This window comes from Fibrella musci (genome assembly GCF_041321105.1).
In the GTDB taxonomy this organism is placed as follows: domain Bacteria; phylum Bacteroidota; class Bacteroidia; order Cytophagales; family Spirosomataceae; genus Fibrella; species Fibrella musci.
On sequence record NZ_JBGGWD010000008.1, the window covers coordinates 202,787 to 218,232 of the forward strand.

The 15,446-nt window shown below is 58.1% G+C and carries 11 protein-coding genes; 7 read left to right on the forward strand and 4 right to left on the reverse strand.

The window, feature by feature from the left end; genetic code table 11:
* Positions 1-24: 24 nt before the first annotated feature.
* Genes ACAW74_RS25250 through ACAW74_RS25270 form a run of 5 tightly spaced genes read left to right on the forward strand, consistent with a single transcriptional unit; the run spans position 25 to position 5,372 of the window.
* Positions 25-2,127, forward strand: a complete 2,103-nt coding sequence (locus ACAW74_RS25250; protein ID WP_370701043.1) for an alpha-glucuronidase family glycosyl hydrolase — start codon at positions 25-27, stop codon at positions 2,125-2,127.
* Positions 2,127-2,930, forward strand: coding sequence for an SDR family NAD(P)-dependent oxidoreductase (locus tag ACAW74_RS25255; protein ID WP_370701044.1), 804 nt, complete (start codon positions 2,127-2,129; stop codon positions 2,928-2,930). The genes ACAW74_RS25250 and ACAW74_RS25255 overlap by 1 nt, the downstream gene beginning before the upstream one ends.
* A 55-nt stretch (positions 2,931-2,985) precedes the next feature.
* Positions 2,986-3,390 carry a Dabb family protein gene (locus ACAW74_RS25260; RefSeq protein WP_370701045.1) on the forward strand — a complete coding sequence of 135 codons (405 nt, stop codon included), beginning with the start codon at positions 2,986-2,988 and terminating at the stop codon, positions 3,388-3,390.
* A 24-nt stretch (positions 3,391-3,414) separates the two neighbouring features.
* A complete protein-coding gene (locus tag ACAW74_RS25265) occupies positions 3,415-4,266 on the forward strand; it encodes a pirin family protein (protein WP_370701046.1) in 852 nt (283 codons plus the stop codon).
* Positions 4,267-4,322: 56 nt separating this feature from the next.
* Entirely contained in the window at positions 4,323-5,372 is a 1,050-nt protein-coding gene (locus ACAW74_RS25270) for a glycoside hydrolase family 43 protein (protein ID WP_370701047.1), read from the forward strand.
* A 42-nt stretch (positions 5,373-5,414) separates the two neighbouring features.
* On the opposite strand, the gene ACAW74_RS25275 is transcribed toward ACAW74_RS25270, so the two are convergent.
* From ACAW74_RS25275 to ACAW74_RS25290, 4 genes are all read right to left on the reverse strand, one after another.
* Positions 5,415-6,260: a metallophosphoesterase family protein gene (locus tag ACAW74_RS25275; RefSeq protein ID WP_370701048.1), complete on the reverse strand. Its 846-nt coding sequence runs from the start codon at positions 6,258-6,260 to the stop codon at positions 5,415-5,417.
* Positions 6,226-7,605, reverse strand: a complete 1,380-nt coding sequence (locus ACAW74_RS25280; RefSeq protein WP_370701050.1) for a sodium:solute symporter family transporter — start codon at positions 7,603-7,605, stop codon at positions 6,226-6,228. The genes ACAW74_RS25275 and ACAW74_RS25280 overlap by 35 nt, the downstream gene beginning before the upstream one ends.
* A gap of 54 nt (positions 7,606-7,659) precedes the next feature.
* Positions 7,660-9,099, reverse strand: a complete 1,440-nt coding sequence (locus ACAW74_RS25285) for a SusD/RagB family nutrient-binding outer membrane lipoprotein (protein ID WP_370701051.1) — start codon at positions 9,097-9,099, stop codon at positions 7,660-7,662.
* 69 nt (positions 9,100-9,168) lie between these two features.
* Complete coding sequence (locus tag ACAW74_RS25290; RefSeq protein WP_370701052.1) at positions 9,169-12,381, reverse strand: SusC/RagA family TonB-linked outer membrane protein; 3,213 nt, start codon at positions 12,379-12,381, stop codon at positions 9,169-9,171.
* Between the two features lie 270 nt (positions 12,382-12,651).
* On the opposite strand from ACAW74_RS25290, the gene ACAW74_RS25295 reads away from it, so the two are divergent.
* Together ACAW74_RS25295 and ACAW74_RS25300 are read left to right on the forward strand one after the other, a co-directional pair.
* A complete protein-coding gene (locus tag ACAW74_RS25295) occupies positions 12,652-14,193 on the forward strand; it encodes an alpha-N-arabinofuranosidase (RefSeq protein ID WP_370701053.1) in 1,542 nt (513 codons plus the stop codon).
* A gap of 171 nt (positions 14,194-14,364) precedes the next feature.
* Entirely contained in the window at positions 14,365-15,423 is a 1,059-nt protein-coding gene (locus ACAW74_RS25300; RefSeq protein ID WP_370701054.1) for an endo-1,4-beta-xylanase, read from the forward strand.
* The last annotated feature ends 23 nt before the right edge of the window (positions 15,424-15,446 follow it).

Consider the following 15,446-nt stretch of genomic DNA (forward strand, 5'->3'; position numbering starts at 1 on the left):
CCATCCCGCGACAACGTACCGACTATGTACAGATTACTCCTTTGCCTCTTGCTAGTGACCCAGCTTGCCCACGCCGACGACGGCTACCGGCTTTGGCTGAAATATGACCTCATCAACGACGTACCCAAACGAACGGCCTATGCCCGCTCGGCGCAGTTCATTGCCGTAAACAAGCCATCGCCTGTCCTGCAATCGGCGGCGGGTGAACTACAGACGGGCTTGCAGGGCCTGTTGGGCAAAGCCGTGCCGGTTGTCGCTCAATCAGGAAGCCGAACGGGCGGTATTGTGCTAATCGTGGCCCAATCGGGCGTCGATGTGCAGGAACTCAACGACGAAGGGTATCGGATCGCCCGTCGGCAGAACAATATCGTTATTTCGGCCAAAACCGACGCGGGGGTACTCTATGGAGCTTTTGCCCTGCTGCGCCACCTGCAAACGGGTCAACCCATCGACCAACTAGCGCTGACAAGCAACCCGAAGGTGAAACTGCGTATGCTCAACCACTGGGATAATCCCAACGGCACCATCGAACGGGGCTACGCGGGCGGCACGCTCTGGAAATGGTACGAACTGCCAGAAACCGTTGATCCGCGCTACCGCGATTACGCCCGCGCCAACGCGTCGCTGGGCATCAACGGCACCGTCGTCAACAACGTCAACGCCAGCCCGCGTCTGCTCACCGGCGAGTACCTGCAAAAGGTGGCTGCGCTGGCCAACGTGTTCCGGCCCTACGGCATTAAAGTCTATCTGTCGGTCTATTTTGCGGCACCCAAAACGCTGGGCGGCCTCAAAACCTCCGATCCGCTCGACCCGCAGGTGCGGCAGTGGTGGGCCGATAAGGTCAAAGAAATCCACCAGTACATTCCCGATTTCGGTGGGTTTCTGGTCAAAGCCAACTCGGAAGGCGAGCCCGGCCCGCAGGACTACGGACGTACCCACGCCGACGGAGCGAACATGCTGGCGGCGGCCATGAAACCCTACAACGGCCTGATCATCTGGCGGGCGTTTGTCTATAAAGCTGACCCCAAAGCCGACCGCTTCAAAGCCGCCCACGAGGAGTTTACGCCGCTCGATGGTCAGTTCGATCCGAAGGTGATCGTGCAGGTCAAAAATGGCCCGATCGACTTCCAGCCGCGTGAGCCATTCTCGCCGCTGTTTGGCAACATGCCTAAAACGCCGCTGGGCATGGAGTTTCAGATCACGCAGGAATACCTCGGTTTTGCTACGCATACCGTCTACGAAGCGCCGCTGTTCAAAGAATGCCTAGAAGCTGATACCTACGTAAACGGCAAAGGATCGACGGTGGCGAAGGTGGTTGATGGCAGCGTACATGATTATAGCCAAACGCTGATGGCGGGTGTGGCCAACACGGGTGCCGACCGCAACTGGACCGGCAATCCGCTGGCGCAAGCCAACTGGTATGCCTTCGGGCGGCTGGCCTGGGACCACACGCTATCGTCGGACGCCATCGTCAACGAATGGACGCGCATGACGCTGACGAACGAACCGCAGGCCGTGAAGCGAATCACGAACCTGCTGCTGAAATCGCGGGACATCTACGTCGACTACAACACGCCGCTGGGCCTGTCGCGCCCTTGGACGGGCGTGCACTTTGCCCCCGAACCCTGGCAGAACAACAGTTCCCGCCCCGACTGGACCGCCGTGTATTACCACCGCGCCGACTCCATCGGCCTGGGCTTCGACCGAACCGCTACCGGCAGCAACGCGCTGGCGCAATACCGGCCCGAGGTGCGGCGGCAGTGGGAAAACCCCGAGACCTGCCCGCTTCCTTACTTGCTCTGGTTCCACCATGTACCCTGGACCAAGCAGCTCAGCTCGGGCCGCACGCTCTGGAACGAACTCTGCACCCGCTTTTATACCGGGGCCGACTCGGTGCAGTGGATGCGGCGTGAGTGGGCGCAAGTAAAGCCCGCCATCGATCCGGCTTTGTTCGCTGACGTAGCGGGGCGGTTCGATACCCAATATAAGGAGGCCATCTGGTGGCGCGATGCCTGGGTGCTGTATTTACAGACCTTCGCCCGGCAGCCCATCCCGGCTCCGTTCAAGAAGCCAGACCGCACGCTGACCGACGTAAAAAAATCAGTTGACATTTATTTATTACGCTAATGCATTCAAACGAACAACCCGCCGGACCCTTGGGCGACACCGCGCTTCAGACGGTGTTTTCACTGGCGGGCAAACGCGCCCTTATTACGGGTGGGGGCAGTGGCATCGGGTTCGACATTGCCCGCTGCATGGTGGTGGCCGGGGCCGAAGTAATCATCACCGGGCGGCGCGAACAACCCCTGCGTGATGCCGTTGCTACACTCGGCGAAACGGCTTTTTACCGGGTCAACGACGTCACCGAACGCGACGCGCTGGAGGCGCTGGTCGATGACATCGAACGTACCCAGGGCCCCATCGACATCCTGGTCAACAATGCGGGCATCAACATGAAAAAGCCCGCGCTGGAGGTCACCGACGCCGATTTCGACCGGATTGTGCACACCAACCTGAACGCCGTTTTCTCGCTGACACGTACCTGCGCCGCCCGCATGCTCGAGCGGGGCAGCGGCTCTATCATTATGATTTCGTCCATGGCCGCCTACTACGGCATCGACCGGGTGGTAGCCTATGCGGCCTCCAAATCGGCCGTCGAAGGTATGGTGAAAGTGTTGGCGTCGGAGTTTTCGGGCAAAGGCGTTCGGGTGAACGCCATTGCGCCGGGGTTCATCGAAACCGCCATGAGCAAAACCGCCATGGGCGGCGACCCCGACCGCTTCGCCCGTGCCATGCGCCGCACTCCGATGGGTAAATTCGGCCAGCCCGAAGACATAGGCTGGGCGGCCGTGTTCCTCGCCTCCGAAGCGGCCAAATACGTCACCGGCGTGTCGCTCCCCGTCGATGGCGGTAACTCCATTGGCTTTTAAGGAATTGGCTATGCCGAGGGCAAATGACTACTAATTAATCAAGTATCTCCCTATAATGAATCGTCGACAGTTTATTGAACAGACCCCGCAGGCGCTTGCAGCGGGTGGGCTACTGGCCACGCAGGCTGGCAACGTACCTGACAAGATTCCCGCGAAGCCGTTTGTGCACCACGTGTATTTCTGGCTTACCAACCCCGACAGCGAAGCCGATAAAAAGCAATTGGTGAGTGCATTGCAGGCACTGAGCAAAGTGCCCGTGATCCGGCAGCACTACATCGGTACGCCCGCCACTACTAACCGCGACGTTATCGAGCGGTCGTATCAAGTGTCGTGGCTGCTATTCTTCGATAGTTTGGAGGAAGAAGAGGTGTACCAGAAACACCCCATTCACCTCCAGTTTGTCGAGAAAAACAAGCACCTCTGGAGCAAGGTCGTTGTTTATGATTCGGTGACGGCGTAACCCAACGCCTGACCCATAATACCCATGCGCAGCATCAACAACATCCATCCGGCGGAATACCGCCCCATTGCCGACCTCATCACCTATTCGCCCCTGCCTACCCGGCAACTGGCGCAGATCGATCCATTTCTATTTCTGAATCACCACGGCTACCAGACGTACCCGCCGCATAATAACGGCCTGCCATTTGGGCCGCACCCGCACCGGGGCATGGAAACCGTGACATTCATTGTGGAGGGCGACATCATGCACAAAGATTCGCAGGGCTACCAGAGCGTGATTACGGCCGGGGGCGTGCAGTGGATGACGGCGGGCCGGGGTCTGATCCACGCCGAAGTGTCGTCGGAAGGGTTCAGGCAGGCCGGTGGACCGCTCGAAATCTTGCAGCTGTGGGTCAACTTACCGGCTCGCCTGAAACTAACGGAACCCGCTTATGAAGGTCTCCAGAAAGAGCAGATTCCGGCCATTCCGGTCAGTGCCGGGGTTACCCTTAATCTGGTCTCGGGTACGTGGGAAGGGCAGCCTGGCGCGTTCAAAACGCTGAGCGATATCTTTCTCAGCACCATCGCGTTTCAGCCGGGTGGGCAGGTGACGCTGCCCGTAGCCGCCGATCGCAACATCCTGTTCTACGTCATCCGCGGGAGCCTTACCGTCAACGGGCAGCCCGTTGATCAGCGTCAACTGGTGACGTTCAACGCCGACGGCGATAGCCTTGCGGTAACGGCCACCACCGACGCGCTGCTGCTCTTCGGGCATGCCGTACCGTTCAACGAGCCGGTAGTGGCGCGTGGCCCCTTCGTCATGAATTCAGAGCAGGAAATTATGGACGCCTACCGTGATTACCAACTGGGCAAATTTGGCACCTGGACCGAGTAACACACCGCTACGGCGGATGCCTCGGCCGATCATCGAACCACTATCTAATACAACATATGCAACGTACCCAAACTACACTCGCGCTCGTAGCCCTGCTGGGCTGCTCGCTGACCACTCTGGCGCAAACGAACGGGGGTAAAAAACCGATTTCACAGCCGCTGGTCTCGAACATCTACACCGCCGACCCTTCGGCGCACGTGTTCAACGGCAAGATCTACATCTACCCGTCGCACGACATCGATGCGGCCGTCAAGGAAGACGATGAAGGGGGGCACTTCGCCATGAAAGATTACCACATCCTGTCGATGGATAAAATCGGCGGGCCGGTGAAAGACAACGGCGTGGCACTCAGCCTTAAAGACATTCCCTGGGCGGGACGGCAACTGTGGGCGCCCGATGCGACCTACAAAAACGGCACGTATTACCTGTATTTCCCCGTCAAAGACAAGCAGGACGTTTTCCGCATCGGTGTAGCAACCAGCAAGACCCCGAATGGTCCTTTCAAACCGGAACCCGCGCCCATTAAAGGCAGCTACAGCATTGATCCCACCGTATTTCAGGATTCCGACGGGAAAGCGTATCTGTATTTTGGGGGCATCTGGGGCGGTCAGCTGCAGCGCTGGACCGGCAACAAGTACAACGCCAAAGGTGCGTTGAAAAAGCCAAATGAACTGGCGTACCTGCCCCGCGTTGCTCGTCTGGGTGCCGACATGAAGGAGTTTGCCGAACCCGTGAAAGAAATCAAGCTGGTTGGCGCTGACGGTAAGCCGTTTACGGAAAAAGACAACGACAAACGCTTTTTTGAAGCCGCCTGGATTCACAAATACAACGGCAAATACTACTTCTCGTATTCGACCGGCGACACGCACAACATCTGCTACGCCATCGGCGATAACCCCTACGGACCGTTTACTTACAAAGGCGTGGTGCTGAAACCCGTATTAGGCTGGACCAACCACCATTCGATTGTGCAGGTTGGCCCTAAATGGTACCTGTTCTACCACGACGTACAGCTATCGGGCAAAACGCACCTGCGTAACGTGAAGGTAACCGAACTGACCTACAACCCCGACGGTACCATCAAAACGATTGATGCATACCGGTAACGGAATGGCTGCGCTTGCCCCACGTTGGGGTGAGCGCAGCCTCTAAACCGGCTCAGCCGGCAGTAGCGCCACGCCCTGTGCCTGCTTTTCGGTTTCTGGCAAAATCTCGCAGTTGTCCCAGAGGCCGGTAAGCAGTGTTTGGGCGTAGGGGAGGGGCAACTGGTTGGTTACCATCTGCTGGTGGGCCGTTTGGTTGTCGTACGTAAACGACACAAAGCGATAGCTAAACTGACCGTCCGCGTCGTCGAGCAACAGGTACCACACGCGCGGGGTGCCGTCGTTGGCTGGCATTCCAATAACGCCCGCATTCAGCCAGCAGGCGTGGCCCCGCTCGTCGGCGAAAGGCAGGCCGGCATGGCCCGCGAGTACCACATCGGCCCCGGTGGCCGCAAATGTTTCGTCCTTGACTGCCCAGGGGGTCGATTCAAAAATAAACTCCGCGATGTGCTGCGCCGAACCGTGCACCACGGCCACCACCCGGCCCGCATACGTAAAGCGCAACTGAAGGGGCAACGTACCCAGCCATTGCCGTGAGGCTTCCGACACCGAGCGGGCGGCGTACGGGAACCAAGTACGTGATAGCGTGTCGCAACGCCCGCCCTCGCTGAAGTTGCAGCCGCAGTCGGCCTCACCGTCCACCAGATTTTGCTCCACATTGCCCTGAATGGCCCATATTCCCCACTGATTCACTAGTTGAATACAGGCTTCCGGCTGGGCGCAATACCCAACGATGTCGCCCGTACAGATGACGTTGCCGGGGGGGATTCGGTGCTGTTCGGCGATGCGCTGCATGGCTTCGAGCGCCTGCAGGTTTGAATAGGGGCCACCGAAAATCAGCAGCGGGCCGCTGAGCTCACCGGGGTTGAGGATCGTTGGACGGGTTGTCATGCGTAGGTTGGGCGAAGAACGAACTGGCCAGAAAAACCAGAAAACAGTAAATCGTCGTGATCAGGTTCGCGCTGAGCAGCGGCGCATACTTACCGTCGGTCAGGAGCAGGGCTTTGGGCAACGGCAGGAACGTCAGCAGGGCGCCCAGCACCAGCCCGCCTACCACCGAGAGATGGAAGGCAAAGCGGGGCACTGCTTTGTTCCAAAACAGGAAGACCGGAGCCAGTCCCAGCACCAGCGTACCGCTGATGGTCGTGGCCGACAGAATAGCCGGATCAAAGAAAACGGGGATGGTACCCAGCACGGTCAGCACCACCATCGCCCAGCGCCCCGTCGATAGCTTGGGTACGTCGGTCCGGCCCAGGTCGATGCTGATCAATTTGGAAAACGACGCCATCGCCGAATCGAGCGTCGACGAGGCCGACGTGACCATGATGAGGTTCATAAGCAGCAGCATGGGAACGCCAAAATAGCGCGCCACGGCGACCGGCGCCTCGCCCGACAGGCCTTTCAGGTTCGCGAAGATGCCCACGAAACTAAAGAAAACGATGCACAGCGACCCAATTGCCCACGCCCAGACGTACGATTTCAGCGTGGTGCGCGGATCGGAGATAAACCCCCGGTCGGTCAGCACCGGGTCGTGGAAGGGGTAACTGAAACATTGCACAAGGGCCACCAGCAGCAGATCGACGCCCTGCCCCAATTCCCACGAGCCGCTGCGCAGAAACGGAGTGAGTCGCCCGCCGTATTCGGGCAGGATAAAGCCCAGAATGACCGTCAGCAGCCCGATAAAGAGCGTCATCTGAATCACATCGGTCATAATGGAACTGCTCATGCCACCCTTGAGGGTATAGGCTAGTGTCAGCAGGGTGAACACCACGATAGCCACATAATAGGGTGTGGTACCGGATTCCCCGAAATACGAGCCGATCACGATGGTGTTGGACCAGATTTCGTTGTACAGCCGAATCATGATGAGCAGGGTGAACACCACCACGGCACTCCGTCCAAATTTCGATTCCAGAAAATGATGGATGCTCCGGTAGCCGCCTCGGGTGCGCATGGCCACCAGCACGAACCCCGCCACCAGAAACGACAGGTAATAACCCGCGTAGGCGATGCCTCCTACCAGACCAAAGCGTTGCCCCAGGTTGGCCGAGTTGGTAATCGATTTGGCAAACAGCCAGGAAATCACCAGACTGCTGGTCAGGTAAAGGGTATTTGGGCTGTGGTTTTTCCGGGCTCCCCTGAAAAACTCAGGCACGGTGCGGGCCAGGGGCGAAGCCACGAAAAGGACCACGCTCGACGCCAGCACCAGCGCCCATTGTAAGGCAGTAACACTCATGTAAGGAAAATTGACGGGTAGACGAAACGGGTTGCAACAAACAGGCCAGCGCCGCTACTTCGTCGCCCACCACACAGGTACGTTCACGCTGTTGTTCTGGGTCTTGTCGGCTGCCTTCCGGTACTGGGTGGCGTTGAGGGCACTTTCCGAGTTCGGGTAGGGCATCCGGGTCGGGATCAGGCCGTTGTTGAGGCTAGCCGAAATCGACTTCAGGCGCGGGAAGCCGGTGCGGCGCCACTCGATCCAGCCTTCGTAGCCGTTGATGATGTTGGCGAGCCACTTCTGCGTGATAATCTGCTCGATCGGGTTTTGTCCGTTTTGGTTGTAGGCCACCTTGCTACCGCTGAGGTACGTAGCGGGCAGGACTGTCTGCCAGTACTCAAAAGCCTGCGTGATGCCGCGTTCGTAATGGTCTTTCGCTGAAGCCGCAATCAGCCCGCGTTCGGCGGCTTCGGCCAGCAGAAAGCTGGTTTCGGCGGCGGTCATGAAATTGGCCGACAGCCGGTCGGCATTCTCCCGGAAGATGGTGCCCGTGAGCGAATAATCGGCCACGGAAATCGACAGCTTGGACGCATCGGGCCCATTAAGCAGGCCCCGGTACGTACCCGGTTTGGCCGAAGCCGCCCGGAAATACGTCTGGATACGGGGGTCGTTGCGTTCTGTGAGGATTTCCTCACTCGTTTTCGACATGATGAACAGGTTGTAATCGCCAACGCGGGCCGTCGACATGCGGAAATTGTTTGGCTGCGTCCCGAAGCGAAACACGGCGTTATCGGCATTGGCCTTGATGTAATTGCCTTCCTGAACCACCTTTTGCAACTCGGCTTTGACGTCAATCTTGCCCGATATCCGCATCAGCGCTTTGATCTTTAGGGCATTGGCAAAGAGTATCCACTTGGCTCGGTTGCCGCCGAAGAGCAGGTCGCCGTCCAGCGCCGTAGTGCCTTTGTAGGCGTTGATCGAGGCAATCCCTTTCGTCAGGTTATCGAGAATACCGCCGGTGGCCGTATAGATTGCCTGTTGAGCGTCGTAGGTGGGCGTGATCACGCCGGTTTGTCCCTGCAGGGCTTCGCTGTACGGTACGTCACCGTAGATATCAGTCAGTGCCGCCGCCATGTAGGCCTTCAGGATGAGCGCCGGACCTTCATACACGGCATAGGTTGCATTGGCGCGGGCTTTCTGTAGGACCAGCTCGTTGTCACGCAGGTTGGTATACAGAAAAGGCCACGGGTTGCCCCCATACTGCGGTTCCGACAGGCTGTGCCGGTCGAAGAGATTGAAGTCGATCGCCGTAAAATATTGGCCCAGCAGGTTACCGGCCACGAAGCCTTCATACGACATCTGTTCGCCGTAATCGAAAATCACCTTGCGCAGCAGCAGCGCGGGCTGCACATCGACCGGTGCATTGGGGTTTGTATTGATTTCCCGGAAGCCATCGGTACAGCTCTGGAAGCTCCCGAGCAGCAGGAGCAAAAGGAATAACGTTCGTTTCATGAATTGAAAACCTGCCGCCAGTATCCCGCCTGCGAAGCGAAGAAACCGGCGGCAAAAAGACGGTCTGTTTTAAAAGGTCACGCTTAGTTTCAGGCCGAGGTTCCGGCTGGTGGGGTACGTCATGTCTTCGACCCCGCGCTGAAACTGTTGCTGCTGGAACGAGGTCTGTTCCGGATCGAAATGCGGGATGTGCGATAGCGCCAGCAAGTTGCGCCCCACCAGCGCCACGGTCAGGTTCTGCATCCGTAAGGTCCGCGCCAGCCAGGCCGAGGCGGGCAGGGAGTAGCCGAGGCTCAGTTCCCGCAGCTTCACATACGACGCATCGTAGGTATTGTTTTCCTCATGGTTGCGGTCGTAATACATGCGGTAGTAGGTTTCGGCGGGTATCGCCTTGGTATTCGGCACGTACGTGGGGTTGTCGGCAGTGCCCGTGTTCACCACGCCTTTGGCGATGATGCCGGTTTCGGGCCGGTCTGCCGTTTCGATCAACTGCCCCGCCACGGCCGCCAGCGACAGAGTACGTGACACCAGAATGCCGCCCTGCCGCCAGTCGAGCAGGAAGCCCAGGCTCCAGTTCCCCACATTCAGCTGGTTGGAAAGCCCCACCATGAAGTCGGGGTTGTAGTTGCCCAGCTTACGGAGGGTGTTGTCGGCAATGTATTGCCCGTTGGCCCCCACGATGAAATCCCCCTGCGGTGTGCGCTGGTAGCCGGTTCCCCACATATCGCCCATGCGATCGCCCTGACGTACCTGGTACCAGACCGTCTGGTTGACGTTGTCGTAGATGCGGTTATACCCAAGCGTGAGCGTACCCACCTCGTCGGGCAACGACACCACGGTCGTCCGGTTCCGGCTAAAGTTCAGGGCGAGGTTCCACCGCACACGGCTCGTCTGGATGGGGGTGGCGGTCACCACGGCTTCGAAGCCCCGCGATTGCACCGCCCCGCCATTGATAACCCGCTCGCTGTAGCCCGTTGGCACGGCAATGGGCAGCGACAGAATCTGGTTGCTGGTGCGGGCGTCGTAGTAGGTCAGGTCGAAGCTCAGCCGGTCGTTGAGAAAGCGCAGGTCGGCCCCCACTTCCAGCGACGTGGTCGACTCGGGTTTGAGGTTGGTGTTGGCAATGCTGTTTTGTCCGCTGAAGGCTGGTTGAGAAAACACCGGCGTGCGGGCGTTGAACACCCCGCTCGTCTGGTAAGGGCTGGTGTCGTTGCCTACGTTGGCGACGCTGGCCCGCAGTTTGGCAAATGACACCACGTCGGGCAGGCGGAACTGGTTCGACACGACCCAACTCGCCGATACCGATGGGTAAAAGAACGAGGTGTTGGCCGTACTGGTTGGCGTGGCCAGCGCGCTCGACCAGTCGTTACGGCCCGTGATATCGACAAACAGCACGTCACCGAGCCCCAGTTTGGCCAGCGCATACAGACTGTTGATGCGTTTGCGGCCCGCCTGCTGATACACCTCGACCGGCGACGCGGCATTGGTGAGCTTGAACACACCCGGCTGAGCCAGCGACAGCGCCTGAAACTGATCGAAGGAGGTTTGCTGCTCCATCCGGTTGCCACCCGCCGAAAGGTCCAGCGAAAGTGGCCCCAGTTCACGCACGTAGTTCAGCAGAAAGTCGGTGTTGACTTCGCGGAAGAACACGTTGTTTTCAGCGTAGGCCCCGTTTCGGAACCGGTTGCTGCTGAAGGCCCGCCGGAACTGCCGGGCTTCATTTGAGAAATCCATGCCACTCCGAATCATCAGATTCAGGTGGCTGGTCAGGTCGGCCCGGATGGCTACGTTCCCGATGAGCCGGTCGCGGTTAAACGAGTTCCGGTTTTCGTAGAGCGTGAAATACGGGTTGTCGAAATAGGTGTAGTTGTAGGAGAACTGCTGCACGCCTTCCAGCCCCGGTTGCCAGTATTGCTTCATCGGCTCAACGTCGGTTTGTCGGCCCAGCCAGGCACTCATGGCGTAGTTGGTATTTTCGGAGCCGTACTTCGTGGCGGGGCGGTTGTCGCTGTTGCTGTTGATGTAATTGATCGACGAGCTGATGGCCAGCCAGTTGACGGGCGCAAATTGCAGCCGGGCCGCCAGGGTTTTTCGCTTAAGATCGACCCCCGGAATGGTCGACTGGCTGTTCAGGTCGGTGTACGACAGCCGGTAGTGGCCTTTGTCGTAACGCCCCGAAATAGCCAGGTTGTTGATGAACGTATGCCCGGTTTCGTAGAAATTCTTCAGGTTGTCGGGGTGCGAAATGAACGGCGTGGGCGTGATGGGCAGCCCGCTATACAGGTTGATGTCGCCCCCGCGCACGGTGCTGCCATCGGGCAGAGACACCGGGCTGTCGTATTGCTGAATCAGCAGGCCCGCATCCAGCTGAGGGCCGTAGCTGTACGAAATGTTGTCGTTGATTCCCCCGCCAAGCCCATTGACGTACCTGAAAGCCCCGCTGTTGCCCTGCCCGTAGCGATTCTGGAAACGGGGCAGCTGAAATGGCCGCTCGGTGTAAAACGTGCTGTTGAAACTGACGCCCACTCCTTTGCTGGACGAGCCGTCTTTGGTCGTTACCAGAATGACCCCGTTGGACGCCCGGGTGCCATACAAGGCCGCCGCACTGGGTCCTTTCAGCACAGAAACGGTGGCAATGTCGTCGGGATTGATGTCCATCGCGCCATTGCCAAAATCGACCTCCATAAAACCGTTGGCGTCGTCGTTGACATTATTGACCACCGTGGCGTTGTTGATGGGAATACCGTCGACGACGAACAGGGGGTTGGTGTTGGTAAACGACGACTCGCCCCGGATGGTAATCTTCGACGACGACCCCACACCGGTCGAGCCCGCCGAGATGTTGACCCCGGCCACCTTACCGGCCAGATTGTCGAGGAAGTTCGGCGCTTTGACCTCGCTCAGCAGCTTACCCTCTACCTGCTGGAGGCTGTAGCCCAGCTTGCGCGCGTTGCGTTCCAGCCCCAGGGCCGTTACCACAATCTCATTGAGCGACAGTCCTTCTTCCAGGGTGACTGCCACGGTCGACTGACCCGTATAAGGGACTTCCTGCGTACGGTAACCTATATACGAAATAACCAATACGGAGTTTTGCGGGGGGCGAGCCAGACTGAACTGCCCGGAGGCGTCGGTGAGCGTACCCGATTGGGTACCTCTGATCAGGACGCTCACGCCCGCAATTCCCTGTCCCGACGCTTTATCGGTGACCTGACCCGTCAGCACCTGAGCTAAACCGGAAAGCGTACTGAAAGACAAAGCAATAGCGAGTACAAATAGCCTCATAGAGTGTATAGTGAAAACGAAAAAAGAGATACAGGCGGCCGTGGATTCGGCCAGAAACTCAGCAATATAGTCTATACTTTGTGTAGGTTGGTAGAAAAAGGCAATCAGACCGGGTATAAATCGCTGGTTTAATCATACTAGCTATTAGAGAACACGATCCCTTTCCTTTATTATCAGAGTCTACCGGATAACCACCTGCGAACAGCTGGCAGACTAACCCTGGTCGCAAAACCGGGCGCTTTCGTTGATCAAAATTCTAACTTTCCGTACATGAAATTTCTTTTACCAGCCCTGGTCATAGGCGCCTTCACGGTGTCGTCTGGTCAGGCGCAAAACCGCGTCTCAATTGCCAAAACGGGCAAAGACACCATTAGCCGTCAGATCTACGGACACTTCGCCGAGCACCTCGGCCGCTGCATCTACGACGGGTTCTACGTGGGCGAAGGCAACAAAACCATTCCCAACATCAACGGCGTCCGGACCGACGTGGTGCAGGCGCTGAAAAAGCTGAAAATTCCCAACCTGCGCTGGCCGGGCGGTTGCTTTGCCGATACCTACCACTGGCGCGACGGCGTCGGCCCGAAAAAATCGCGGCCGTCGATGCTCAATATCTGGTGGGGCAACGTGCGCGAAGACAACAGCTTCGGTACGCACGAGTTTCTGAATATGTGCGAACTGCTGGGCACGGAACCCTACCTCTCGGGCAACGTGGGCAGCGGAACGCCGCAGGAACTCGCCGACTGGATCAAGTACACCACGCACCCCAACGGCAGCAGCCCCATGCCCGAACTGCGCCAGCAAAATGGGCGTACCAAACCCTGGAACGTCAAATACTGGGGCATTGGCAACGAAGCCTGGGGCTGCGGTGGCAACATGACCGCCGACTACTACGCCAATCTTTACCGGCAGTTTGCTACGTTCATGAGCAACGGCAGCAAGCAGTATAGCCTGTTTCGCATTGCGTCGGGGGCCAGCGACGGCGACTACAACTGGACCGAAACGCTGATGAAGAACATCCCGCACTCGCTGCTCGACGCCGTCGCCCTGCATCACTATTCAGTTATTGATTGGAATAAGAAAAGCTCGGCTACCGCTTTCGATGAGGAAACATACATGAAAACCATGAAGCAGGCCCTGCAAATGGAAGAACTGGTGACGAAGCACTCGGCCATCATGGACAAGTACGATCCGAAGAAAAAAGTGGCCCTGCTCGTCGACGAATGGGGCGGCTGGTATGACGTGGAGCCGGGGACAAACAGCGCGTTTCTGTACCAGCAGAATACCCTGCGCGACGCCATGATTGCGGGCACCACGCTGAATACCTTCAACAACCACTGCGATCGGGTAAAAATGGCCAACCTGGCGCAGGCGATCAACGTGTTGCAGGCCGTGATCCTGACCGAAGGGAATAAGATGCTGCTGACGCCGACCTACCACGTGATGGAGATGTACACCGTTCACCACGATGCTACGCTGCTGCCCGTGGAGGTGAAGTCAGAGGATTACAAACTGGGTGGCGACAAACTCCCCGCTGTATCGGTATCGGCTTCGAAAGACCGGCAAAACCGCGTGCACGTCTCGTTGGTGAACATCGACGCCCAGAAAGCCAACGACGTAACGGTCGACCTGAACGGCCTGTCTGCGGGTTCTATCACCGGCCGAGTACTGACGTCGACGAAATTGCAGGATCACAACACCTTTACCCAGCCCAATAAGGTGGCACCGACTGCTTTCTCCGCCTTCAAACGCGACGGCGATAAACTCACCGTTTCGCTCCCGCCGTTCTCGGTGGTCGTGCTGGAAGTGAAGTAATACCCTACCCGGACGCGGGACCGCCCCCGGCCCCGCCCCTGAAAGCAGGGGAGGGGAGGCTTTCCGATACAGCCAATGAGTCAAGTTCAGTAAAATGAGCTATCGCCTTCTAACACCCCCTCCCCTTGTTTAAGGGGAGGGGGGCAGGGGGTGGGGTAAACAAACTCAACTATGCGCATCGTTTCACTTGCCCTGCTCACGCTGATATCGGCGTTTATTGCCCCCGAGAAAGGGCTGAAAGACTATTACAAAAACTACTTCCCCATTGGGGTGGCGGTGAATCAGCGCATGGTGCAGCCCGGCCCCGACGCCGACCTGATCAAGGCTCAGTTCAACAGCATGACGCCCGAAAACGCCATGAAGATGGGGCCGATTCACCCGGAGCCGAACCGCTATTACTGGAAAGATGCTGACGCTATCGCTGAGTTTGCCCAGCAGAACAACATCAAACTGCGCGGTCATACGCTCTGCTGGCACAACCAGACTCCCCGCTGGTTCTTTACCGACTCGACGGGTAAACAGGTGAGCCGCGAGGTGCTGCTCGCCCGCTTGAAACAGCACATTACAGACGTGATGGGCCACTATAAAGGCAAAATCTACGCCTGGGACGTGGTCAACGAAGCCGTGCCCGATACCGGTACCAGCATCTACCGAAAGTCGAAATTCTACGAGATCATCGGCGAGGACTACATCGAAAAAGCGTTCCAGTATGCCCACGAGGCCGACCCGTCGGCACAGCTCTTTTACAACGATTACAACACCGAGAGCGCCGCAAAACGGGAGAAAATTTATCAGCTGCTGAAAAAACTCAAAGCCCGGAACGTACCCATCAACGGCGTTGGGCTGCAGGCGCACTGGTCGATCTTCGAACCGACCCGGCAGGAGCTGGAAGAGTCGATCACCAGATTCGCTGGCTTGGGCCTGAAGGTGCAGATTACCGAACTCGACGTATCGGTATACCCCAAAGAACACGAACGCCGGGAGCGCCGCGACACCGACAAGAGCGAGTTCACGCCCGACATGAATGACAAACAGGCCGCGCATTACAAAATGCTGTTCGACGTGTTTCGCAAGCACCGCAAAACCATCACCGGCGTCACGTTCTGGAACCTCTCTGATCGCTACTCGTGGCTCGATAATTTCCCCGTCCCCGGTCGGAAAGACTACCCGCTGCTGTTCGACAAAGACGGCAAACCCAAAACGGCCTACGAGGGCGTCGTGAAATTCTGATTGGGACGTAACGCATGCTATAA

Coding starts and splice junctions, on each gene's coding strand:
- ACAW74_RS25250 (WP_370701043.1), top strand. CDS start 25: ATGTACAGATTACTCCTTTGCCTCTTGCTAGTGACCCAGCTTGCCCAC.
- ACAW74_RS25255 (WP_370701044.1), top strand. CDS start 2,127: ATGCATTCAAACGAACAACCCGCCGGACCCTTGGGCGACACCGCGCTT.
- ACAW74_RS25260 (WP_370701045.1), top strand. CDS start 2,986: ATGAATCGTCGACAGTTTATTGAACAGACCCCGCAGGCGCTTGCAGCG.
- ACAW74_RS25265 (WP_370701046.1), top strand. CDS start 3,415: ATGCGCAGCATCAACAACATCCATCCGGCGGAATACCGCCCCATTGCC.
- ACAW74_RS25270 (WP_370701047.1), top strand. CDS start 4,323: ATGCAACGTACCCAAACTACACTCGCGCTCGTAGCCCTGCTGGGCTGC.
- ACAW74_RS25275 (WP_370701048.1), bottom strand. CDS start 6,260: ATGACAACCCGTCCAACGATCCTCAACCCCGGTGAGCTCAGCGGCCCG.
- ACAW74_RS25280 (WP_370701050.1), bottom strand. CDS start 7,605: ATGAGTGTTACTGCCTTACAATGGGCGCTGGTGCTGGCGTCGAGCGTG.
- ACAW74_RS25285 (WP_370701051.1), bottom strand. CDS start 9,099: ATGAAACGAACGTTATTCCTTTTGCTCCTGCTGCTCGGGAGCTTCCAG.
- ACAW74_RS25290 (WP_370701052.1), bottom strand. CDS start 12,381: ATGAGGCTATTTGTACTCGCTATTGCTTTGTCTTTCAGTACGCTTTCC.
- ACAW74_RS25295 (WP_370701053.1), top strand. CDS start 12,652: ATGAAATTTCTTTTACCAGCCCTGGTCATAGGCGCCTTCACGGTGTCG.
- ACAW74_RS25300 (WP_370701054.1), top strand. CDS start 14,365: ATGCGCATCGTTTCACTTGCCCTGCTCACGCTGATATCGGCGTTTATT.